This window comes from Nitrosomonas sp., assembly GCF_022842015.1.
Lineage (GTDB): Bacteria > Pseudomonadota > Gammaproteobacteria > Burkholderiales > Nitrosomonadaceae > Nitrosomonas.
The window spans coordinates 1-24,429 of the sequence record NZ_JALHQJ010000050.1 but is presented as its reverse complement, the minus strand read 5'-3'; the positions used below and the strand labels follow the sequence as shown (position 1 = coordinate 24,429).

At 42.8% G+C, this 24,429-nt stretch carries 20 protein-coding genes and 1 tRNA gene; 15 read left to right on the top strand and 6 right to left on the bottom strand.

Annotated features, from left to right (window positions below; genetic code table 11):
• Positions 1–217 precede the first annotated feature (217 nt).
• Positions 218–610, top strand: a complete 393-nt coding sequence (locus tag Q0C11_RS10225) for a hypothetical protein (protein WP_293007623.1) — start codon at positions 218–220, stop codon at positions 608–610.
• A 560-nt stretch (positions 611–1,170) separates the two neighbouring features.
• On the top strand, positions 1,171–1,929 hold the full coding sequence (locus Q0C11_RS10220) for a hypothetical protein (protein WP_293007621.1): 759 nt from the start codon (positions 1,171–1,173) through the stop codon (positions 1,927–1,929).
• Between the two features lie 419 nt (positions 1,930–2,348).
• Here the strand turns inward: Q0C11_RS10220 and Q0C11_RS10215 are convergent, their stop codons facing one another.
• Positions 2,349–2,639 carry a hypothetical protein gene (locus Q0C11_RS10215; protein WP_293007619.1) on the bottom strand — a complete coding sequence of 97 codons (291 nt, stop codon included), beginning with the start codon at positions 2,637–2,639 and terminating at the stop codon, positions 2,349–2,351.
• 653 nt (positions 2,640–3,292) lie between these two features.
• On the opposite strand from Q0C11_RS10215, the gene Q0C11_RS10210 reads away from it, so the two are divergent.
• The 5 genes from Q0C11_RS10210 to Q0C11_RS10190 are packed head-to-tail and all read left to right on the top strand — an operon-like array spanning position 3,293 to position 10,323.
• Entirely contained in the window at positions 3,293–4,120 is an 828-nt protein-coding gene (locus tag Q0C11_RS10210; RefSeq protein WP_293007617.1) for an ABC transporter permease, read from the top strand.
• Positions 4,110–5,453 (top strand): ABC transporter ATP-binding protein, encoded by a 1,344-nt coding sequence (locus tag Q0C11_RS10205; RefSeq protein WP_293007615.1) that lies wholly within the window; start codon positions 4,110–4,112, stop codon positions 5,451–5,453. Before Q0C11_RS10210 ends, Q0C11_RS10205 begins: the two co-directional genes overlap by 11 nt.
• Entirely contained in the window at positions 5,450–7,441 is a 1,992-nt protein-coding gene (locus Q0C11_RS10200; RefSeq protein ID WP_293007613.1) for a bifunctional 2-polyprenyl-6-hydroxyphenol methylase/3-demethylubiquinol 3-O-methyltransferase UbiG, read from the top strand. Before Q0C11_RS10205 ends, Q0C11_RS10200 begins: the two co-directional genes overlap by 4 nt.
• Positions 7,434–9,059: a glycosyltransferase gene (locus Q0C11_RS10195; RefSeq protein WP_293007611.1), complete on the top strand. Its 1,626-nt coding sequence runs from the start codon at positions 7,434–7,436 to the stop codon at positions 9,057–9,059. Before Q0C11_RS10200 ends, Q0C11_RS10195 begins: the two co-directional genes overlap by 8 nt.
• A gap of 7 nt (positions 9,060–9,066) precedes the next feature.
• Positions 9,067–10,323, top strand: coding sequence for a glycosyl transferase (locus Q0C11_RS10190; protein WP_293007609.1), 1,257 nt, complete (start codon positions 9,067–9,069; stop codon positions 10,321–10,323).
• A gap of 11 nt (positions 10,324–10,334) precedes the next feature.
• Here Q0C11_RS10190 and mgtE read toward each other — a convergent pair whose 3' ends face one another.
• The 5 genes from mgtE to Q0C11_RS10165 form a co-directional block, all read right to left on the bottom strand.
• Complete coding sequence (gene mgtE / locus Q0C11_RS10185; protein WP_293007608.1) at positions 10,335–11,777, bottom strand: magnesium transporter; 1,443 nt, start codon at positions 11,775–11,777, stop codon at positions 10,335–10,337.
• A 191-nt stretch (positions 11,778–11,968) separates the two neighbouring features.
• Positions 11,969–12,799 carry a shikimate dehydrogenase gene (gene aroE / locus Q0C11_RS10180; RefSeq protein ID WP_293007606.1) on the bottom strand — a complete coding sequence of 277 codons (831 nt, stop codon included), beginning with the start codon at positions 12,797–12,799 and terminating at the stop codon, positions 11,969–11,971.
• 58 nt (positions 12,800–12,857) lie between these two features.
• Positions 12,858–13,694 (bottom strand): energy transducer TonB, encoded by an 837-nt coding sequence (locus Q0C11_RS10175; RefSeq protein ID WP_293007627.1) that lies wholly within the window; start codon positions 13,692–13,694, stop codon positions 12,858–12,860.
• A gap of 194 nt (positions 13,695–13,888) precedes the next feature.
• On the bottom strand, positions 13,889–15,745 hold the full coding sequence (locus tag Q0C11_RS10170; protein WP_293007604.1) for a ribonuclease catalytic domain-containing protein: 1,857 nt from the start codon (positions 15,743–15,745) through the stop codon (positions 13,889–13,891).
• Between the two features lie 299 nt (positions 15,746–16,044).
• A complete protein-coding gene (locus Q0C11_RS10165) occupies positions 16,045–16,536 on the bottom strand; it encodes a DciA family protein (protein ID WP_293007602.1) in 492 nt (163 codons plus the stop codon).
• Positions 16,537–16,569: 33 nt separating this feature from the next.
• Here Q0C11_RS10165 and Q0C11_RS10160 point away from each other — a divergent pair, with 33 nt between their 5' ends.
• The 8 genes from Q0C11_RS10160 to Q0C11_RS10125 all read left to right on the top strand — a co-directional run bounded on the left by Q0C11_RS10160 (position 16,570) and on the right by Q0C11_RS10125 (position 24,424).
• A complete protein-coding gene (locus Q0C11_RS10160) occupies positions 16,570–17,493 on the top strand; it encodes a M23 family metallopeptidase (RefSeq protein WP_293007600.1) in 924 nt (307 codons plus the stop codon).
• A gap of 227 nt (positions 17,494–17,720) precedes the next feature.
• The gene (gene secA / locus Q0C11_RS10155) at positions 17,721–20,453 is read left to right on the top strand and encodes a preprotein translocase subunit SecA (RefSeq protein ID WP_293007598.1); all 2,733 of its coding nucleotides are present in this window, start codon (positions 17,721–17,723) and stop codon (positions 20,451–20,453) included.
• Positions 20,454–20,670: 217 nt separating this feature from the next.
• On the top strand, positions 20,671–21,282 hold the full coding sequence (gene petA, locus Q0C11_RS10150) for a ubiquinol-cytochrome c reductase iron-sulfur subunit (protein WP_293007596.1): 612 nt from the start codon (positions 20,671–20,673) through the stop codon (positions 21,280–21,282).
• On the top strand, positions 21,283–22,530 hold the full coding sequence (locus Q0C11_RS10145) for a cytochrome bc complex cytochrome b subunit (protein ID WP_293007594.1): 1,248 nt from the start codon (positions 21,283–21,285) through the stop codon (positions 22,528–22,530).
• Positions 22,531–22,534: 4 nt separating this feature from the next.
• Entirely contained in the window at positions 22,535–23,248 is a 714-nt protein-coding gene (locus Q0C11_RS10140; protein WP_293007625.1) for a cytochrome c1, read from the top strand.
• 49 nt (positions 23,249–23,297) lie between these two features.
• Positions 23,298–23,897, top strand: a complete 600-nt coding sequence (locus tag Q0C11_RS10135) for a glutathione S-transferase N-terminal domain-containing protein (RefSeq protein WP_293007592.1) — start codon at positions 23,298–23,300, stop codon at positions 23,895–23,897.
• Positions 23,894–24,316 (top strand): ClpXP protease specificity-enhancing factor, encoded by a 423-nt coding sequence (locus Q0C11_RS10130; RefSeq protein ID WP_293007590.1) that lies wholly within the window; start codon positions 23,894–23,896, stop codon positions 24,314–24,316. The genes Q0C11_RS10135 and Q0C11_RS10130 overlap by 4 nt, the downstream gene beginning before the upstream one ends.
• A gap of 32 nt (positions 24,317–24,348) precedes the next feature.
• Positions 24,349–24,424 (top strand) — tRNA-Thr (locus tag Q0C11_RS10125).
• The last annotated feature ends 5 nt before the right edge of the window (positions 24,425–24,429 follow it).

The window sequence follows — 24,429 nt, the reverse complement described above, 5'->3', positions numbered from 1 at the left end:
TCAAAGCAATAAGAAATTTATTGCGCGTGTGACTACAATCCAGGTTAATTTCGCTATAATCATCAAGCTATAAAGTGGAAGGGCATGAGCGTTGATATCAACGCTGAATGCTCAACCTGGATAGTGCGTGCAAAATTGATGTGTCAAATTTTTACAAATTTATGTAAATAATTTTTTATTCGATTGTGGTATAAATTTATTCTAAAGGGAGTTGTATATGAGTATGGAAAGTGAAGTTAGAATGAGATTTGGAGGTTTTTGGAACTCCCTCATTTTGCTGTTTGTAATTATTGTTTGTCTTCGTTTCTCAAGCCTGGAACTGGCTGATGAGACTTTAATTAAAAGAATTTTTTGTGCACTACATTTGTTTTTAGGGTGTATCGCTGCGGGTGTTTTGCTGGGCATACTCAAAATATTTTTGGCATTTTCTAATCACACTTATACACGTGCGCCTGCATCGGCGAATTTTGCAAAAGGCCTTAAATATGGGATAGTTGCTGGCGGTTTATTGATACTGATTGTTGGCATATTGCAACTGCCAAATTTTCTGGGCGTGTTCCAGCCCATGATTGATGGATTGCTGGCAAAGTTAACGGCTATTTTTGCATAATAGCTGTTTCTAAATAATCCAAGCGCCTGATAGCAAGTCGTAATGCTCTGTTACATCATAATCCCACCGACCGGAAATGTTAAAATTGCCATTTATTTCTGGTCGAAGTGGTAGTCAAGCGCTTATAGATTGTTGAAAGCTATCTGAATTATTGTTTTGTTCCGATATTAGAATTTTAGTTTAGCGTTGCAATGCTCAGTACGGAAAATTCATTGGTTTAATTCCTTCGATATTTATCCCCCTAAAGATGTTTTGGTTGGCAATGAAGTTTGACAGCTCAAGCCAGATTTAAAATCAATCCATAAAACAGGTATTCATTCGATTTTTTATTGATTTCGGGCGCCGTACTTGGTGGCGTGATTGATTCACTCTAAGAATGATCACATGCGACAAAATGTCGCATTGTTAATCGAGTATCGGTAATTGATAATACAAAAAGTAAAGCGGGTGGTATCTTGAGAAAAGGTACATATTTCAAGTGAGTGCTTTGCTTCTTCCCAGCTGATATTTTTTACTTATTATCATTGATACAAATAGATAACCTATTAAGGAAATACGCAATGCAAACGACATTAAGATTGCTCATTCAACATCTTCTGACAATCATTTTATTGATTGTTGGCTTTTTTCAGCAAACTATCGCGCACACAGTGATAGAGCCGCCTAAAATTGCTGAAGGAAAACCGTCTAATAATCATATTGTGATTACACATGGATGCGGCGAGAGCCCTGTGATTGGTCATAGTATTGTCTTTCCAGATGGTGTGGATTCGACGATTACTGTCGACGGCAATCCGCATAACGGTTCAATTGATGAATTTCTTTTAAACTGGGGTGGAGCGATTCAATTCATACAAGATCGCTCCTTATTCAGTGAGCAGGATCGGAAAACAGATGCAAATGGGAATACTACCGGATTATGGTTTGGTGGCGGACGAACCTTGGCGCCTTATGCATGGGGCCGCATACCATTTGTTTCTAGTGCGATACTGTTTAACGACGCATCATGTGCCAAGTCGGTGATAATTAACATTGCGGCAGCTGATATTTGCAGAATAACCGGCATTGGTAACATGAATAATGGCGATGCAGTTAATTTTTGGACTCCGGCAGTTGGTTCAAAGTATGATGGATTGCCAGGAGGTCATGCTTATGACCTTCCGGTGACGTTCACCGTTAATCGTAATCTGAAAACAAATCCATTGCTGGAATCTTGTGGTGGCACAAGTCAGCAAGTAACAGTAAGCCCATCCGCCGAACAAGTAGATCGCGATATGCCGATTATTTTCGACGGAACCCAAGTGTGGCCAAGACTCTAGTCCAGCCGTGAGACTGGACGCTACCTTGGTATTCACAATCGCCGGACAACTACCACTCTCACTTACTTCGCGTAATGCCAATTCGGCGATCTTTTCAACATTCCAACCGCGCGACTTTCGTTGGTTGAACACTTTGACACGTTCTAGATCGTCAAATAATTGCTTCACATCAGGCATGATTTCGCTGTCTCTGGTAAATTTCAAAACTCTCTTTGGAAAATCCACGCTATTTAGTAACGGCTGAGTGGTAGTACATAAAATCACAGTACTATCACACTTGTTCCACAAGAAAATTGATAACTTGCAAAGCATGTGAACAGTATTAACTGGCAAAGTCTGGATTTCATCAAAGACTAACACGGGGCTTGCCAATTGGTGCATCCGTCTTGCGCCACGAGAACCCCCCGTCAGAAAGTGTTTCAAGTAATTGCACCATGGTTGCATAAATCACTGGTGCGTCCCAGTTCTCCGCTAGTATTTTTTCGCGCGCGCCTTGCTGCTCGCAGATTTTTCGCACCTGCTGTATCAATACGATCTGCATCAATTAAGCGGCTAAAAGGAAAACGAACCAGTAAGCCGATTTTGAATCTCGTAATTAACTCATTACCAGAACCATATTGAGCAACTTGAAAAATCGAGTTCTTAATTTCTTCGATCAACTTTGGAGATGCGAAAAGTTCATGGAGCCGTGCAATGATGCTCGGATCCATCTTCGCCCGCACTTCTTCGAGATACGATCTTTCTTCAAGGTTCGCATTTCTTTTGTGAATTTGTCAATGCTAGGAGTTGACAGCACCGGGTGCTTATCATTATGAGCCAATTGACTTTGGTTACGTTATTGCGGGTAGCGTAAATTCGCCAAGCAGCGTCGGGGACAATTTTAAAAATAGGCGGCGCAGCAAGGTGTTTGCGATATAAATATATTCTGGAAGACTTTTCTCTACATTCGGAGTGATGGATGTGCTTGAAAAGATATAAAGCATGTCGTGTGGCATTAGTCACATCGATTGCTGGAAAATTTCACTAGAATAGCGCGCTAAACAGTTTCATGAGCGTGATAGAGGTAGCGCTGCTGGGATGTAATGCATGGTCGTAAATTTGATCAAGTATATATTGAGCTTGCTTGTTTGTTTTCTTGCAATGATTGTCTCGATTATGTTTTTCAACAACTTGTCAGATAAATAACTCGCGCTCATTCACGTTTTTGTAGATAATATAGCACCTGTTATTGTTGTCATAATTCTGCAATCAAGCAATATGAGTTGGTGGGAATTTTCTTCCAATTTCTGCAGAAGTGCTTTCGGGAAGGGTTTGTGCATTTTGTAAGATTAGAAAGTTTGTTTGTAAGCTTGGAATATTAAAATTGAATCCGCACGCTGCTCGATCGATCTCTCCATTTACCCTAGTCAATACACTCAAGACCCATCGAAGTCTGATCTATTCGCTGATCAAACGGGAAGTTATTGGCCGTTATCGCGGTTCGATTATGGGGATATTATGGTCATTCTTTAATCCAGTCTTGATGCTGATTATTTATACATTTGTTTTTAGTGTGGTATTCAAGGCACGCTGGGCGGGCGGCACTGATTCCAGAACCGAATTTGCTCTGGTGTTGTTTGCCGGCCTGATGATCTACAACTTGTTTGCAGAGTGCATTAATCGATCTCCGGGTTTGATATTGGGAAATGTGAACTACGTTAAGAAAGTGGTGTTTCCCTTGGAAATACTACCCATTGTTACCATTGGTTCTGCAGTTTTTCACTTCTTGATTAGTTTTCTGGTCTGGCTGATTTTTTATTTGGTTTTTTTTGGCGTACCCCAAGCAACGCTTTTATGGTTTCCTTTACTGCTGATTCCATTTTTATTGCTGACTTTAGGGCTTAGTTGGTTTCTGGCAGCATTGGGCGTATTTTTACGCGATGTCAGCCAAATTGTTGGCGTGATGACGACTGCACTGTTGTTTTTGTCACCGATTTTTTATCCGATCACTGCTTTGCCCGCGGAATACCATCGATTTCTGCAAATCAATCCACTGACATTTATCATTGAACAGTCTCGTGGCGTGATGATTTGGGGAAATGGAATAAGCTGGCAGGGATGGATTATCTACTTGATACTTGCCGCGATTACGGCGTGGCTGGGTTTTGCTTGGTTTCAAAAGACACGCAAGGGATTTGCCAATGTCCTCTGACATTGCTGTTAAGGTCGAAGACCTGAGCAAGTGCTATCAGATTTACGATCATCCGCGCGATTTCCTCAAGCAAATCATTATTCCCCGTTTGCAACGCCTGTCTGGACGAAGACCTAAGCAATATTTTCGTGAGTTTTGGGTGTTGAAGGATATTTCATTCGAGATCAAGAAGGGTGAGACCGTCGGCATTATTGGTCGCAATGGCTGCGGCAAGTCTACTTTGCTACAAATGATTTGCGGTACGTTAAACCCGACTAGTGGTAATGTCCAGACCTACGGGCGTATTGCCGCGTTGCTGGAATTGGGCTCAGGTTTCAATCCGGAGTTCACTGGGCGGGAAAATGTTTACATGAATGCTACCGTGCTGGGTCTGAGCCAGGAAGAAATTGATGCGCGCTTTGATGATATTGCGGCCTTTGCCGACATCGGTGAATTTATTGAACAGCCGGTCAAGACATATTCTAGCGGAATGATGGTACGTCTTGCTTTTGCTGTTCAAGCCCAGATTTCTCCGGATATATTGATTGTTGACGAAGCCTTGGCAGTAGGTGATGCAAAGTTTCAAGCTAAGTGCTTTGAGTGTTTAAAACGACTCAAAGACAAGGGGGCATGCATCTTATTAGTGACACATTCCAGTGAGCAGATTGTGACGCATTGCTCCCGAGCGATGTTACTCAATGAAGGTTCCGTTGTGGTGACCGGCGAGCCACGGCATGTCATCAATCGCTATATGGATTTGTTATTTGGTAAGGCGCGTAAAGAATCTAGTCTGCTACCTTCTTCCACTATTTCCAGCTTTTCTACGAATATAGAAAGTGATCCGCTCATGCTGAATTACATCGACGATGTATTTGCTACGCGTACTGGATATAATCCGCATGAGTATCGTTGGGGAGATGGGTCGGCAACAATTCTCGATTTCTATTTGTCAGCTGGGAATGAGCTTTATCCATCAGTGGTTACGACAGGGCAGTCCATTACGCTGGGTGTTGTGATAAGGTTCCACGCCGACTTGATATATCCGATTCTGGGTATCACTATCAAAACCAAGGCAGGTATTACAGTTTACGGCGCTAATTCTACAACGCTGCAAGTAGCAGCCTTTGAGTCATTGGGTAAAAAAGATACGGTGATAGTTGCTGATGCTGTTTTTAATTGCCGACTTGCACCGGGAGATTATTTTATTTCTCTGGGAGTTGCAACCCAACAGAATGGGGAAGTGGTTCCGCATGATAGACGGTATGACGCCATTCACTTGCAGGTGAGTCCAGTTATTGCATTTTTTGGTTTGTGTGATCTAGAGCTGGAATTGACAGTACAGGAAATAATATGATGCAATCATTTCTGTTACAAGCCGGCTATATTTCGAATACCGAAGCCGACACTTGGTCGCGACCTGAATATTGCGGCATCGCTTACAGCGATGGGGACGAAGTCGAGCAGCGTATTGAGCAAATTGTGAGGTCGACAAAGGATCTTAGCGTATTGTCAAGTGAGTTGCGCAGTCATTGTACTGATTGGCCTTCGTTGTATCATTTGTCAGGTGTCCGTGCCAATATTTTACGCCCGTTTGAATCCGATCTTAACGGGCATATTCTTGAAATCGGCGCTGGTTGCGGTGCGATTTCACGTTATTTAGGAGAATGCGGCGCAAATGTTTTAGCGCTTGAAGGTAGTCTCCGGCGCGCTGCCATTGCCAGATTAAGAACGCGTGATCTGCCAAATGTCATGGTGGTTGCGGAACAATTTGATCGGTTCCTGATTAATCAGAAATTTGACGTAATCACGCTCATTGGAGTGTTGGAGTATGCTAGTCTTTTTGCTACGGCTGAACATCCTGCATTAGCGATGCTTGAGCATGTACGATCGTTGTTGAAGCCAAATGGCAAAATGATCCTGGCAATCGAAAATCAACTTGGGCTGAAGTATTTCGCAGGCGCGCCTGAAGATCATCTTGGGCAACCAATGTACGGAATAGAAGGGCGCTATCAAATTGATGAGCCGCAGACGTTTGGGCGTAGATTCCTTTCTGAATTGATCCATCAAGCAGGTTTTGCAAAGTCAGAATTCCTGATTCCGTTTCCCGATTATAAACTTCCGGTCTGTATCCTTACTGCCGAAGGCTTAAATGCACCTGATTTTGATGCGGCTGAACTTGCATGTCAATCCATCACGAAAGATGCGCAATTGCCCGAGAGGACATTGTTTTCGTTGGAGCGGTCTTTGCCGGTTGTTTTTCTTAACGGCTTGGCTGTCGATTTGGCAAATTCATTCTTGATCGTTGCGGCCAATTGTTCTGAAGATGATTTGAGATCAGGCGTACTTGCCTATTATTTTAGTACAGACCGGAGATCTGACTTTTGTAAGGAGACTGCTTTTGTCCGTTCCGATGAATCTATTCTGGTAAAGCGTCGTGTGCTTCCCACAAATAGTTTGCTTGAAATGGTAGAGAATTCTCATCTTTTTTTTCAACCACCATGTGACTTAGCTTATTTCCGTGGGAAAACTCTGTATCGACAATTTGTTGAGATTGTGACCAGACCGGACTGGACTATTCAAGAAATTCAGAATTATTTCTCCAGGTACCTGGAAATTATTCTGAAAATTGCTCATTCGGAAGGCCATTTGTGTAACTCGCAGCTGCAGGATATATTGCTTCCCGGAGATTATCTTGACGCCATCCCGTCGAATATCATTATAACAAATGACGGAAAAGCAGCCTACATTGATCGTGAATGGTGCGCATTGCAGGGAATTTCGCTCGACTACCTGCTTTTTCGTGCAATTACGTCATTGATGAAAGGTATTTCGACATTTTCCCAGCCACAAGATCCTGCTTTGGCAACGCGGGGAAGGCTTCTTCTGGCTGTGATGAATAACCTAGGTTTCTCGCCTAGCGAGGAGGATTTTTCCAGATTTTTGCGGATGGAATCTGAGCTAAGTGCTTTTTCATCCGGTGTTGAGAGTAGGGTGTTTTCAACCTGGTCTCCCGATGCAAGCTTGCCAGGTTGTTCTGGCTCTTTTCCAGGAGAAACTCTGGAGTCGCGACTTAAGCGCACAGAGTCGGCAAAGTCTGTGGCCGAAAAGTTCGCTTATGAACGTCTGGCCGAAATTCAGCGTTTGCAAACTCAACTTGCTGCTACCGAGGAAGCCAAAGACTATGCGGAATCGCTTGCTATTGATCGATTGCAAGGGCAGCAGCAATTACAGGGCCAATTGACACAAATAAGCGCTCAACTTGAATCTATTCAATCTTCTCTAGGCTACAAGCTACTAAAACTAATAAAGCTCGATCCAAACCGCAGGAGGTCGGATGTCTGATTTATACTGGACAATTGATTCCTTGGTGGTTAAGGATAATGTGTTGTTTGGCTTTGGCTGGGTTTTTCATGCACGACACGAAATTGCTTCGCTGCGTTTCCGGGTGACATCAGTAAAAAAGGATGCCCCAGAATATATTTACGCCGACTTTGGAAAACCTCGGGAAGATGTTGGGCGTACTTATCCGAACCATATTAGAGCATTGAACTCCGGTTATGTGGTGTTCGGAGCGCTTTCTGATGAGAAATATCCGAATGCCATTATATTGGAATGCGCCTTGGCGGATGGTTCTGTAATCGATCTATCAGTTCCGCCTTCAAAAATCATCCGATTTTCTGATGATTATACAAAGGTTAAAAATCGTATTGTACTAAGTCAAGCAGGTACTCTATTTAAGCGGGGGCTGTATCTTATCCGATCAGGAAAAATTTCTTCTTTCTTTGATAAAGTAAAACGATACCTTAATGGAAGACCGCAAACCACGTTGCAAAAACCTGATGAGCTTGCCTCTTTGTTTGAGCCGCTGGAAGGCGAGAACCTGAGCGTGATTTTAGATCACAATCTGGGTGGAGGTGCAAACCAGTACCGAGACCGTTTGGTTGAAGCCATCATTCGCGAAGGACGAAGCGCAATTATCTTAACTTATCATGTGACAACCTTATCGCACATGGTGATCGTGCGGAACAAACGTTTGAATGTTCGGTATGCAATACCTAATATCACATTCTTGTGGAAAGCGCTACAACAGCTTTCAGTCAGCGATATTATTTACAATACGGCAGTGTCTTTTGTTAAGCCGGATGAGATTCCGCAATTTTTAATACAATTGAAAACGCTGACTTCCGCTCGACTCATTGTACTTGCACATGATTTTTATCTAGTTTGCCCCTCTCATTTTCTCCTTGATCATGAGGGGAAGTATTGCCAGATTCCAGAGATAAGTGTGTGTAATAATTGTTTACCTAGGAATCGCTATGGCTTCGCTACACTTTTTGTCGAACGTGATATTTCTAAGTGGCGAGCAATATGGGGGTCACTCCTGGCCGTTGCCGATGAAATCGTTACTTTTTCCAACAGTACGGCACAGCTCTTAATGAAAGCTTATCCGCAAATTGAAAGCTCTCAGATTTCCATCAGGCCACATCAGGTTGCGTATCTGGCGGACAAGATTGCTCGGGTCAAGCAGACTGCGTCACTACGCATCGGTGTTGTCGGACAGATCGGGTTCCACAAAGGTGCGGCATTTATTCAGCGACTATCTCGTGAGATTAAACGGCGTGAAATCAATATCAATATTGTTGTCATTGGTTCCATTGAGGTAAGCTGTGAGCCTTCTATTGTCAGTCAGACCGGGGCATACCGATACGATCAGTTAGCTAATCTCATTGATGCCTCAGGCGCGAATGTTATGTTGTTTCCTTCAATCTGGCCTGAGACGTTTTCCTATGTTGTGCAGGAATTGATGTGCATGGATCTACCCGTTGCATCGTTTAACGTTGGTGCACCAGCTGAACGTATCGCTACCTATTCGAAGGGGCTCGTCCTTGCTTCTATGGATGCTGCAAGCGTTCTTGATGAATTGATTTTGTTTCACAGTAAGATTTATCTTGCTCATTGAGGTTCATATGTCCAATATTCACGTATTTACCAGCGCGGCTTTTAACTATATTCCAAAAGTACGCATGCTATTTCAATCCTTGCGGCAGCATCATCCGGAGTGGCGGCTTCATTTGGCGCTTGCCGATGAACCGAGACCAGGTGTCGATCTCAGCCGAGAGCCTTTCGACGAGATTTGGCCCGCAAGTGAACTGGATATTCCTGATTGGCGCGGATGGGCTTTTTGCCACACGATTGTAGAGTTGGCAACCGCTATCAAGCCATTTATGCTGGCCCGGTTGCTTAAGCTGCCTGGCTGCCAAAAGGTTATTTACCTTGATCCGGATACCGTTGCATTTTCTCGTCTTGATGACATTACGGCAGCATTGGACAATGCGAATATTGTATTGACGCCGCATCAGACTCGGCCGGAGCAAACGCTCTCCGCGGTGATGGATAATGAAATTTGTAGTTTGAAGCACGGTATCTATAATCTTGGATTTATCGCTGTTAATGCTTCTGATGTCGGTCACGAATTTGCAGAGTGGTGGAGTCAGCGTATTTATCATTTTTGTCGGGCTGATATTCCAAATGGGCTTTTTACAGATCAGCGATGGATCGATCTTGTACCTGCATTCTTTGATGGTGTTGCAATCATGAAATCTAGTCGTCACAACGTTGCGACTTGGAACCTGACTACTCGCAAGCTTGGTTTGTCTGCATCGGGCAGCTACACTGTTGACGGTGAGCCACTGGGATTCTATCATTTTACCGGTTTTGACAGTGGTGCCCATCGTATTATGGCTGCCAAAAATGCTGGGAATAATCAGGCTGTACATCAGCTTGTTAATTGGTATGCAAGGCAGACTGAAGGACTGGCTGATGAGCCGCTGGCAAAAGAGCCTTGGGCTTATGGTTCCTACACGGACGGAACACCGATCACTAAGCCGCAGCGTCTTGTTTATCGTGAAAGAATTGACCTTCAAGGCGCATTCCAAAACCCTTTCGATGCGACTACTTATTTGACTTGGTGGAATACCCAAGGCAGAGTGGAATTCCCGGATTTCTTCGATCAAAAGAAGTGTGAAGCGGCAATGAAAGAGTTCTCATCGGTTCTGACTCCGGGGTTTCGTGGGAACACAAGCAATATCGATTGGGGAAAATTAGGCGGAATCCTTCGCCAATCGCTATCTCAGCCTAAGACGGGTTTGGCGATAGGAAAGCGCGGTTGGGAAGTTCTTAAGAGTGAAGGGATTGCCGGCCTAAAACGCCGGCTGCTTGGATAAATCAGCTTTGCTCATAGCAAGAAAAAGGTTGCCAAACCTAAAAAAATGAAGAACCCGCCGCTGTCTGTCACTGCAGTGATCATCACACTGGAGCCTAAAGCGGGGTCGCGGCCAAGTTTGCGCAAGGTCAATGGTATTATTACGCCTAATAGTGCGGCTAGTAGCAAGTTGAGCGTCATGGCCAGCGTCATCACTAAACCCAGTTCGGCATTTTGGTAAATAGCGAAGGTGAATAAGCCGACAACGGTTCCCCATAGCAGGCCATTGACGATGCTGACACCAACTTCCTTGGTGATTAATTTCCAGGCGCTACTGGTGTTGATCTGGTCCAGTGCCAATGCGCGTACGATCATGGTGATGGTTTGGTTGCCCGAGTTACCGCCAATGCCCGCGATGATCGGCATGAGCGCGGCGAGGGCGACCAGCTTTTCGATCGAGTCTTCAAATAAACCGATAACCCGTGATGCGATAAAAGCAGTGACCAGGTTTATCGCCAACCAGCCCCAACGGTTCTTGACACTTTTCAAAATCGGCGCAAAAAGGTCTTCCTCTTCATTCAAGCCGGCTAAGTTCAGAGCTTCGTTTTCTGCTGTTTCACGAATGAAATCGATGACTACGTTGACAGTAACTCGGCCGAGTAGTTTGTTGTTTTCATCAACCACCGAAGCTGAAACCAAATCATAGCGTTCAAAAGCGTTGGCAGCCTGTTGCGCGATATCGTTTGGTCGCAGTTTAATCATTTCCTTAGTCATCACTTCGGTGACCAGGATGTCAGGGTCACTAACAATTAATCGGTTGATCAACAATACCCCTTTCAATTGTTCATTCCTATCCACAACGAATAATTGATCGGTATGATCTGGCATTTCATCCAGTCGGCGTAAATAGCGCAGAACAACTTCCAGTCGCACATCTTCCCGGATCGTGATGACATCAAAATCCATCAGCGCGCCCACGGAATCTTCTGGATACGACATGGCTGCACGCAGTTGCTCGCGTTCATCCATAGGTAATGAACGAAAGACATCATCCATAACTTCTTGTGGTAAATCAGGCGCAAGGTCGGCAATCTCGTCGGCATCCAGGTATTCCGTAGCTGCGACTAATTCTTGAGTGCCCATATCAGTGATCAGCGACGTGCGAACGGCATCGGAAGTTTCCAGTAATACTTCACCGTCTCGATCAGTTTTGATCATGCCCCAGATCAGAAGGCGGTCTTCGATCGGTAGTGCTTCCAAAATGTTAGCGATATCGGCAGGATGAAGCTGATCTAGGAATTCCTGGAGCTCGGTTAGGTTTTGTTTTTGGACCACTGATTCGTTGAATGACTGATCTACGCTATCTTGCAAATTAACCAGGCCTTCGACTAATTTGTATTTACGTAACAGAAAAGAGGCTTGTTGCAGCGGAGTCGGTGGGCTTTCCTGATCGTTGTTATTATTTGTTTCAGTCATAACGGATTTTTGCTAGCAAGATAGTCTTTTCATTGAAAATAAATTTAGACTGTTTATACGCCGGACAGTTTGCAATTTGATGACCGGTGAGTATAAACCGCGTTGCGACTTCAGCACCATAAAATTGTTGTCGACATTGCGATTAATTAAATCGGTTTGTTAAAATTACAACTGATAGAAATAAGAAGCAGCTAAGATTGATTTAACATGTGTGATTTCAGCATCGTAATGACTGGTTTTGTCTGAGGATTAATGCCGCGCCAGATAAAGAAAGATTCAGCGGCTTGTTCGACTAGCATGCCGATACCGTCGGCTAACTGTTGGGCGCCGTTTTGTTGAGCAAATTTAAGGAAGCCAGTGAGTTCACGGCTGTACATCATATCGTAAACAAGCTCGGCATGTGAAAAAACACTCGCGGATATTTCCGGCAATGTATTGTGCAGGCTGGTGGAAGTGGCATTAATAATGATGTCGAATTTTTCATCTGAGAAAGCCATAAAATCACCCGCTACAATATGACCATGCGAAATAAACTGCTGTTGTAATGCCTTAGCTTTGTGCGGTGTGCGGTTTGCTATGACTAGTAAAGCGGGATTTTGCTGCAGTAATGGAAGAATAACGCCTCTTGAAGCGCCGCCGGCACCAAGTAACAGTATGCGTTTTGCTGTAATAGAGAGGCCCAGATTCGATCCGATATCGCGTATGAGTCCGGTACCATCCGTGTTATCACCTAATATCTCATCATTTTCAAATTTAAGGGTGTTAACTGCCTGCGCGATTTTTGCCCGCTCCGTCAGGTGGGTGGATAGGTCATGCGCTTCCAGTTTGAAGGGTACGGTGATGTTCAATCCTTTTCCGCCTTGTTGCCGGAAGTTTTCTACAGCTAGCATGAAACCATCGAGTGGAGCCAAGCGTGCATCGTATTGCATGGATTGATTGGTTTGTTGTGCAAAAGCAGTGTGGATCAGTGGTGATTTACTATGTGAGACGGGATTGCCAATCACAGCATACAAATCGAGCATAGGTAAAAACTCTTTAATTAAATTGGAAGAAAAAGATTAATTCCCGTTCCAATAAGGATTATTGACTCAGTAGTGTGTCTGAGGATGCAAATACCCACGTCCGGGTAATATGTAGAATGTCCGTATCTTGACTAATATCGGGTGGAAAAGGTGCGAATCCATTCTGTCCAGCTAATCTTACGATATTGATCGCGGCTTCATCGAGAACTTTCTTTCCGGATGAGCGGTTAACTTCAATTGATTCCAGACTACCGTCTGCACGGATTCCAACCGTAAGTTGCAAGTTACCATATAGCTTTTCTTTTCTGGCGGCTTCCGGGTAATTTAAATTACCGATACGTTCGACTTTCAAGCGCCAATCCTCAACATAGCGCGCAAAGCGGTATTCTCTAGTGCGTGCACCAACAAATTTTCGCTTAGGACGTTTCTGATAGCTATCGTGATCTTCATCCACTTGTGCTCTGAGTCGAGCGATATCAAGGCTGCGCAACAATAATTCCGTTGCATCAGCGGTGACAGGCTTGCTTTCGTCCTCATTTTCATTATCGTCTGTGCTAGGTTCCCGGATTTGCGGTATATCACTGACGGCGGCCATTAATTTCTTGGCTTCCTGTTCCAGTTGTTTTACTTTTTGTTGCGCGATTTTTTCATTCAGGATGGGCTTATTTTTCGGCAGAACCGGGAAGGGTGTTTTCGCCTGGCGATCATCTTCTGTATTACCACCGCCATCCAGATTATCTTGCGCAAGTAATTTGCTTTCTTTAGGTTGGCTTAAAGTTTTATTGTTAACTAAAACAACTTCAAGAGAGGATGCAATTTTGTCCATTGAGGGTGGCGGAAATTGAAAAGTCACCCCAAATAATATAATGACGTGTAACAGTAGCGAAGCTACCATTGCAGCAAAGAAGCGATTGGCTCGCAAGAAGTGATAGCCACCCGTTATTATGGATGAGATTCCGTCTATTTGAAAGGTCGCAGCCAAAGGGTCAAACCTTGAAAGTTAAATCTAATATATCTAAGGATTGCAGTATTCTAGGCAACAATCTTTTGCTTATCACAGGGTTCATTTTATTCCCGTATCAGTGAATTTCATGCATCCTGTTTTTGCATGAATTCTGCATGCAAAGTTCGTTCTAGTAAATCTATTTCAGACAGTTTAAGTTTGACGTAAGTGTTTGTTGCCATCTCCGGTAATGAAGGAACCCGTGTGATGAAAGGAATACGATCAAATTTCACTAAATTTTCTTTAATAACCTGTGCATTGATGGTTTGAACTTTTTCTTGTAACAGCCAGCGCATACACCAGTAACGTTCCATGGCTCGTTGAAATTCTCCATAAATGCCATAAATCATTTCAAAATCGTGCATCGCAATTAAAAGCTTGTCGCTATCTTTGGTGTAAAACGGAGTTTCATTACGCAACAGTGCAATAATTTGCCGTTGGTTAATCAGATCCACATAGCGCCTCATAGGAGAGCTGCTCCAGGCATATTGGGACACCCCGAGTCCTTGATGTGGGGCGGGAGAGGTGCTCATTCTGACTTTTCCATTGGCTTGGCTGCGAAAAATACCGGTAATACCTGCATCAGCGAGCTGTTTGCCCCATTCCATATTGACATAAATCATCAACTCGGACACTACTTTATCAATCGGAGATCCACGCCTGCGTTCGTTGATTGTGACATGATTGTTTTTGATTTCAAAATTGTAGTCAATTTTGTCGTTATTAATATCGTTGGCTTTGCCACGCTGATTTTCCATTTTGCAGGCAAATTTCCATAGTAAACCTAATTCCTGGCTAAAGGTATGTTGAAAATTGTCTCTATTTAATGCAATTTCATTAAAGTGTTGTTCCAATTCGTGGTGACGCAAATTTGCGACAATTTTTATTTTCTCGATTCTGCTTTCGGTCTTGATAACGGTAAAATCATCAGAAACGTCCAAATATAACGAAAGTACCGGGCATACTGTGTTTTCCGCGAGTGTGAAATGATTGATTATTGCTTCCGGCAGCATAGTGATTTTATTTCCGGGCAAATATACCGTCGATAATCGTGTTGCAGCGGTTTTATCAAGCGAGGAATCAGGATCAATTCCCAGGGCAGGCGCGGCAATATGAATGCCGATGCGGAAACTTCCCAATGGCAGGGGTGTAACAGAAAATGCATCATCAATTTCAGTCGTTGAAGCATCGTCTATGCTAAATGCCGTCACATCTGTATAAGGTAAGTCGCTCACTTTGCGGGTTGTTGGCTGCGAATCTAATTCACTAAAACCGATCCCAGAAGGAAAATGTTCCCAGATAAATTTATTGAAATGATAGTCGTGTGAACACGGAATGGCACCGCATTTTTCCATTAGCTTTGCAGGAGTGAGCTTAGTTTCGGTACAAACTGCTTCAAGCGCTTTCCACTCAATAGAATTTTTTTCTGGTTTGTAGAGTAATTGTGGAAGATATGGTTTAAATTCCTCGGGCAGGATGAATCGTTTAAGCCGCTCAACATAAAACGCTTGTTGTTCCGCTTGCAGTCGTTTTTTCTCCAAGCTGGCGAGAGCTGCTTTGAGTGCATTGGGGGGTGCTGCTTTGTAGCGACCTTGTCCTTTTTTGTAAAAATGCATCGGAGCATTTTGAAGTAGCATCAATGTAGCGGCGGCCTCGATCGGATTGGGTGAGTGTCCAAAGTAATCTGTAGCCAGTGTGTCGCTGGCAAATTCAACTTCCTGAGCGCAGCATTCCCAAAGAAAATCTGGATCCAATTCTTCAATGATTTCCTGCACATGACTCATAAATTCGGATAACGGTGGCGTATCGAATTTTAATAATACGGATGCGGCTTTAATTTTTGAGCGCTTGCCGTGGATAGCCTCGATTTGTAACGAGGTATTATTGTCAGCCAGTATGGTTCCTATCTTGAAGGTTCCAGCTTCTTCATAAAAGACGTTCATAGGGTTTTTATACGGCCAGCCGGATAATTAGAACTGAGCTGACGCATTGAGGTTAAATTATCATCGGAAAAATAAAAGTTTTGACAGACAATTGAGAACAAGTTGTTTTGTCATGTATAAACCTGTTTAGTATTGCTGCATTATATACGAGACAGTTACAGAAAATAAAAATGAAGTAGACAACCGTGGGCAAGAATAGTGCCGATTTCTCTAGAATGCTGATGGAATCAGGTAATTGATAAGCTGATCGGTATTAAAAATAAGAACGTCGCTTTTTTGGGTGACACTTATTGTTCGTGTCACGTTTCTGGAGTATTGTGATCAATTGGATCGTTCTGGTGTTTTCCTACGAAGAGTTGTATGGTGTTTCGGAGTTCTGAGTCCGGCATTGTAGTAGCAAGCTGACTTAAACATTCTTTGCCAATCTGACTTAATTTCAATTTTCTCTTACTGTGCCATTGCTTTTCAAGTGGCCTTGAGTTACTGGTTGAGTTATGTGCTTGCACCAATATTTGAAATGCAGTAACTTCCCAACCACGCTGTTGCAGTTTAACTAGTAGCGATGGTGATATTTGCTTGAGCTTTGAAGCAATTGCGCCATTTTCTACCAGGACGGTCATCTTGCCGTCCAAAATTCGGCCCATACGACAATACGGTATTAACTGTGCTGGGATGAGTTTAAAGAATGTTGATTGAGCTTCATGTAACTGACGTGCCGATGAAAGCAAACTCGCGTACTCGGGTGTTTTGCTCAGAAGATCAAGATATGAATCGACTTTAAGAGGGAACATGGTTATTTAAGAAATACCCTGTGAGAATAAAGCATGAATATTATTTTTATTTCTAGTAATGCCGAGCGTGCGCGCAAGCTGACACTCACAAGACCACTTATTATATTATTGTTAGGTATTTTTTCTATCATAGTTGTGATAGTGGCTTTGGGGTTGAATTTTGTTTCGCTGCGTTACGCTGATAAAATTGATGCTCCATTATTAAGAGCAGTATTGGTTAATCCACAAGAGGAAAAGCATCAGAAAATTCAAGCCCATCTGCAAGATAATCTCAATATTATGGCCAGTAAGCTTGGGCATATGCAAGCACAATTAATTCGCCTAGATGCTTTAGGTGAGCGTCTGGCGGAAACTTCAGGAATCAAATCACGTGACTTTTTGTTTAAAGAGGCACCGGGACAAGGCGGGCCAAAGAGTGGTCTCGATTTCTCAGCGGATCAGTTAACGGTCGGGGAGTTTGACGACATGATCCAGGAATTATCCAGTATGCTTGACGAAAGAGCCGATAAGCTCGGGGCTCTCGATTCGTTATTGCGTTATGGCAGGATAACTAAATTTGTTTTACCTTCTGAGATGCCAGTTGAAACAGGTTGGTATTCTTCTGGTTTTGGTTATCGGATTGATCCTTTTACCGGGAAGAAAGCATTTCATGAAGGTGTCGATTTTGCCGCAAAAACAGGTACACCAATAAAAGCTTCTGCAAGCGGAGTGGTGATCTATTCGGATCGTCATCCCGAGTATGGTAATATGGTTGAAATTGATCATGGCGACGATTTGGTGAGTCGATATGCGCATGCATCAAAGCGAATAGTAAAGCTTGGGGAAGTTGTATTGCAGGGCCAGAAAATAGCTGAAGTTGGCAGTACAGGACGTTCTACCGGACCACATTTGCATTTTGAGATTCGTCACAAGGATAAACCGCAAAATCCAGCCAAATTTCTGAAAAAGCCGAGTTGAGCCTTAAATAGATCGTTGAAAAAACTTTCTAGGAAGTGAATGCAAGGTAATAACGGGTGAAGGAATGCTGAATAACCTAGCAGAGCATTCCGAGCCCGTTTTTAACGCTAGCCCAGATAGTTATTCAGCGGCCTGTTATCTTCTTCAGGCATATTGCAGAGCGGGAAAGAAGCTCACTTTCCTTTCTTAACAGATTGTTCAAATACGGAAATATAAGAGACTTATTTATGATAGGTAATCTACTCAAGAAAGTTTTCGGTAGTCGTAACGACCGAATGATTAAACAGTATTCTCAGGTCGTGCGCGCTATTAATGAAATGGAACAGGTTATTTCAGATTTATCGGATGCAGATTTGCGTGCCAAGACGGATGAGTTTAAGCAGCGTATCCAAGATGGTGGGGTATTGAGTGATTTACTGCCGGAAGCATTTGCTGTGGTACGAGAAGCTGGCAAACGAGTGTTGAATATGCGTCATTTTGACGTACAACTTATTGGCGGTATGGTATTAAACGAAGGTAATATTGCAGAGATGCGTACGGGTGAGGGTAAAACGCTTATGGCAACTTTGCCGGCTTACCTAAATGCGCTATCGGGTAATGGTGTGCACGTTGTTACTGTGAATGATTATCTGGCGAAACGTGATGCTGATTGGATGGGGAAAATTTATCAGTTTCTTGGGTTGAGTGTCGGTGTTATTTATGGGCAGATGTCTTATGCTGATAAACAGGCTGCTTATGCCGCAGATATCACCTATGGTACGAATAATGAATATGGATTTGATTATTTGCGCGACAATATGGTGACGCACACTAACGAGCGAGTGCAGCGCGCACTTAATTTTGCGATCGTGGATGAGGTGGATTCGATCCTGATTGACGAGGCACGTACGCCATTAATCATTTCAGGGCAGGCGGAAGGTGATACAGAAATTTATGTACGCATCAATGCACTGATTCCTAAACTCATACGCCAAGAAGCTGAAGACAGTCCAGGTGATTATAGTGTCGATGAGAAATCTCATCAGGTTACATTAAGCGAATCTGGTTTTGAACACGCTGAAAAATTATTAGCCTCTGCTGGATTATTGAAACAAGGAACCAGTCTTTATGATCCAGCTAATATTATTTTGATCCATCACGTAAACGCAGGTTTGCGTGCACATAGTTTATATTTTCTGGATCAACATTATGTTGTGCAAAATGATGAGGTGGTGATCGTTGATGAGTTTACCGGACGTTTGATGGCTGGCCGCCGTTGGTCCGATGGATTGCATCAAGCTGTAGAAGCGAAAGAAGGAGTGGTTATTCAAAAAGAGAATCAGACGCTTGCTTCCATTACTTTTCAGAATTACTTTCGTATGTACCAGAAGCTATCTGGTATGACAGGAACAGCGGACACGGAGGCAGCCGAGTTTCAGCAAATCTACGGATTGGAGACCGTTATTATTCCGACGCATAAGGCAATGATTCGTGATGATCGGATGGATTTGGTATTTCGTACCACGAAAGAGAAGAATGAAGCCATTATACTGGAAATTAAAGAATGCTATGAGCATGGGCAGCCGGTGCTGGTAGGTACGACGTCCATTGAAAGCAATGAATTACTATCCAAACTGCTGGAACGAGAAAAGTTGCCGCATCAAGTTTTGAATGCCAAACAGCATGCGAGTGAAGCAAATATCGTTGCGCAAGCTGGGCGTCCTAAAATGGTTACAATTGCTACCAATATGGCAGGTCGTGGAACTGATATTGTACTGGGAGGGAATCCAGAGCCAGAAATTGAACGTATAAGGCATGATGAAAAACTAAGCGAGGAAGCTAAACTAAAGCAAATTAGTGAAGTTTCGGAGAAATGGAAAGAAATTCACGAAGAAGTCTTGAGAAATGGAGGATTACATATTATCGGTACCGAGCGGCATGAGTCGCGTAGGGTGGATAATCAATTGCGTGGTCGATCGGGCAGGCAAGGTGATCCAGGTTCCAGTCGTTTTTTTCTTTCGTTGGAAGATCCACTGCTTCGAATATTCGCCTCTGATCGTGTTGCAAATATTATGACGCGTTTAAATATGCCCGAAGGGGAGGCGATCGAGCATCCTTGGGTTACAAAAGCTATTGAAAATGCGCAGCGCAAAGTTGAAGCAAGAAATTTTGATATGCGCAAGCAATTGCTGGAATACGATGATGTTGCCAATGATCAGCGGCAAGTGATTTATCAGCAACGCAATGAATTATTAGAAGCGGAGCAGAATATTTCAGAGACCATCACAGCGGTTCGTGAAAGTGTATTGAACGATTTATTCAATGTGTATATACCACCACAGAGCGTTGAAGAACAATGGGATGTAGCCGGACTTGAAAAAGCGCTTGCGACAGATTTTCAGTTACACTTTCCAGTGAGAGAATGGCTTGAGCAGCAACCTGATTTGCATGAAGAAAGTTTGAATCAGCGAATTATTGATCTGGCCAATAAAAAATATCAGGAAAAAGTTGATGCGGTTGGTGCAGAAATAATTCATCACTATGAACGTGTTGTAATGTTGCAAATTCTTGATTCTCACTGGCGAGAGCATTTGGCAGCATTGGATCAATTGCGTCAAGGTATACATCTACGTGGATATGCGCAAAAGAATCCAAAACAAGAGTATAAGCGAGAAGCTTTCGGGCTTTTCACTTATATGCTCGAAGAAGTCAAGACTGTAGTAACAAAGATACTGCTGACGGTTCAAATAAAAAGCGAACAACAAGTGGAAGCGGTGACAGAGACACTGCGATCGCCAGAGAATGTTCAGTATCATCATGATAATTATAGCGAAATATCTGGAGAAGAATCAGGCCGAAGCAATGTTCACGCCGAAAAGCATCAGCCGTTCGTGCGTAATGACGAGAAAATAGGTCGTAATCAACCATGCCCCTGTGGTTCTGGTAAAAAATATAAACAATGTCACGGAAAGGTTAAGTAATGCGTTTGTAAATAATATGTATACAGCTTTGTTTACTTGACTCTCAGCCAGTACAATCTGCATCGAGTTTTCTATAATCCTTAAAATGATTGTGGTATACTGCGCGCTTTTGTAGCGGGCATGGCGAATAAATTGGCAGAAGCGGTGATAGTCTGGTGATAATTTCCTTTTTATTGATAGATTTACGTGAAAAAAATTACTGATGGAATGATTGAATATGATGGCAGATAGTTTCAGCATAAGTGAGAAGATGAGCGGCAGAAGAAAGTTTTTAGTCGCGGCAACTTCTGTAGCTGGTGGTGTTGCGGGCGCTGCGATAGCAACGCCTTTTTTGTTAAGTATGATGCCGAGTGAACGTGCCAAAGCAGCAGGGGCTCCGGTAGAAGTAGATATATCAAAACTTGAGTCTGGCATGCTGTTAATGGTCGAGTGGCGAGGTAGGGTGGTATGGATTTTGAGACGTACACCAGAAATGTTGGAAACTCTGGAAAAAATAGAAGATGAATTGGCTGATCCGAATTCGGAGAAAAATCAGCAACCGGAATATGCGAAAAATCGCACGCGATCAATCAAACCCGAAATACTAGTTACCGAAGGTATCTGTACTCATTTAGGTTGTTCTCCTGTATTTAGGAAGGATATTGCACCGGCAGATCTGGGGCCTGATTGGTTGGGTGGCTTTTTCTGTCCGTGTCACGGTTCAAAATTTGATTTGGCAGGTCGTGTTTATAAGCATGTGCCGGCTCCAACAAATATGGTTGTGCCTCCTCATGTTTATTTGAGTGATAGTCGTCTTTTAATTGGATCTGAAAGTGAGGGATCTACGTAAATGAGTAATTTATTTAATTCCATGATTGAGTGGATAGATAAGCGTTTTCCATTGACATCTAACTGGAAAGCCCATCTTTCTGAGTACTATGCACCAAAGAATTTTAATTTCTGGTATTTCTTTGGTTCATTGGCTTTACTGGTATTAGTTAATCAGTTAATTACCGGTATTTTTCTAACTATGAATTATAAGCCGGATGCTAGTCAGGCTTTTGCGTCGGTTGAATATATCATGCGTGATGTGGATTACGGTTGGTTAATCCGGTATATGCATTCTACTGGCGCATCGATGTTCTTTGTCGTGGTTTATCTCCATATGTTCCGTGGAATGCTGTATGGTTCATATCGCAAGCCTCGGGAGTTGTTGTGGTTGGTTGGCATGTGTATATTCTTTGTGCTGATGGCTTTAGCCTTCACCGGATATATTTTGCCATGGGGGCAAATGTCTTACTGGGGCGCGCAAGTAATCGTCAGTATGTTTGGAGCAATCCCGGTCATTGGAGATACCCTTCAACAATGGCTTTTGGGTGATTTCACTCTTTCAGATGCAGCGCTTAATCGTTTTTTTGCTTATCACGTTGTAACGCTGCCATTGGTTTTGTTGGTCTTGGTGTTTGTGCACATTCTTGCTCTACATGAAACCGGATCAAATAATCCAGATGGGATTGAAATAAAGGAAAATAAAAATCCATCAACGGGGATTCCTGTTGACGGTATACCCTTTCACCCCTATTACACGGTTAAGGATATTGTGGGTGTTGTAGTGTTCTTGTTTGTGTTCTGCGGGATTATTTTCTTCGCGCCTGAAATGGGCGGGTACTTCCTGGAATATAACAATTTCATACCTGCCAATACATTACAAACACCAGATCATATTGCGCCCGTTTGGTATTTCACGCCGTATTATTCAATGTTGCGTGCTGTCACTGTCAACTTTCTGGGGATAGAAGCAAAGTTGTGGGGCGTAATATTGATGGCGGGATCCGTTGTGATTTTCTGCTTCTTACCGTGGTTGGATAGAAGTCCTGTTAAATCAGTACGCTATAAAGGCCCTTACTTTAAAATCGCGTTGACATTGTTTGTTATCAGCTTCTTCGTATTGGGCTGGTTGGGTACGAAATCACCAACTCCCTTGTATACACTGCTAGCGCAAATCTTTACCGTGATATATTTTGCATTCTTTATTTTGATGCCATGGTATAGCAAGATTGATAAAAACAAACCTGAGCCCAAAAGACTACAAGAGTAAAAAAATGAAGAAAATAACCATTGTTGCTATATTAATCTTATGCATAGCTCCATTTAGTGTGTATGCTGCTGAATCTGGCATGCCATTAGAGCGAGCTCCAGTAGATATAACTGACAATGCTTCTTTGCAGCGCGGTGCAGAAAGCTTTGTTAATTTTTGTCTGACATGTCACGGTGCGAGCTATATGCGTTATAACCGTCATCGTGATATAGGATATACGAATGAAGATATACTTGAAAAAATGGTTCATACAGGGCAGAAAGTCGGCGATTTGATGCTGTCTGCTATGCGCACTAAAGAAGCTGAGGAATGGTTTGGTGTAGTCCCGCCTGACTTGTCGGTCATTGCACGGTCAAGAGGGGCCGATTGGCTGTATACGTATTTAAAAGCTTTTTATCGTGATGATTCGACCGGGACTGGATGGAATAATTTGGTATTTGATCGTGCCGCGATGCCTCACGTGCTTTATCAATTGCAAGGTGAGCAAAAACTGGAAGTGAATGGTAATCAGAAGAGCTTGTTGCTGGATAAGCCAGGTCAAATGACTGGGGCAGAATTTGATAAATTTGTAGGTGATTTAATAAATTATCTAGTCTACTTGGGTGAACCACATGCCAATGCACGGAAAGAATTAGGCATTAAAGTGATGCTTTTCCTGTTGGGTATGTTGGTATTGTCTTACTTCTTGAAAAAAGAATATTGGAGAGATATTCACTGACATCGTTTACCACATATATAAAATAGCCTAGAGTCAGAGAATAATAGTTATGATGACGTTATATTCAACAATTACCTGCCCATACAGTCATCGTTGCAGAATTGTATTGCACGAGAAAGATATGGACTTCCAAGTGATTGATGTTGACCCTAATAATAAATCAGAAGACTTGGCAGTAATGAGTCCATACGGGAAAGCGCCGGTGCTGGTAGAGCGTGATCTGGTATTGTATGAATCAAACATTATTAATGAATACATTGATGATCGTTTTCCACATCCACAATTAATGCCAGCTGATCCGGTTATGCGCGCTCGTGCACGACTACTACTGTATCGTTTTGAGGAAGAATTATTTTGTCATATTGATGCTTTTGAAGGTATCGATCAGAAAATAATGGACAAGGCACGAACCGTTATTTCTGATAATTTAACGATCATCTCACCAATTTTTGAGAAGCAAAGATTTATGTTGGGTGATGAGTTTTCTATGCTTGATGTTGCGATAGCGCCGTTGCTTTGGCGCCTAGAACATTTTGGAATTCGCCTTCCCAAGCAGGCAGCGCCATTATTGAAATATTCCGAAAGATTATTTAGTCGCCCGCTATTCATTGATGCATTATCCGCATCAGAAAAAGTAATGCGAAAATGACGATTAACTCAACAAAGCCTTATTTGGTTCGTTCAATTTATGATTGGTGTGTAGACAGTGGTTTTACGCCTTATATATCCGTGCAAGCCTTTCCAGAACTGGACGTTCCAAAGGACTATATTAAAAACAATGAAATTGTTTTTAATATAAGCACGAGTGCAGTTAACGAGCTCATCATTAGTAATGATATCGTGAGTTTTACCGCAAGATTTAATGGCGTGGCAAGAAAGCTGGAGATGCCAATCAATGCTATAAAAAGCATCTTTGCCAAGGAAATGAATCAAGGGATCACCTTTTCTGATGGAAAAGAAGGTAATCAGGAAACTATGAGTGCTATCAAAAATAGTAATTTAGATCAAAGATCTAAGATAAGTCAGGAAAAAGAAATACGTAAACCAAAGCTTAGGATAATCAAATAAATTTATTCATTTGAAATTATTCTTACCCAACTGCCGGCATAGCTCAGATGGTAGAGCAGCTGATTTGTAATCAGAAGGTCCCGAGTTCGATTCTTGGTGTCGGCACCATAAAA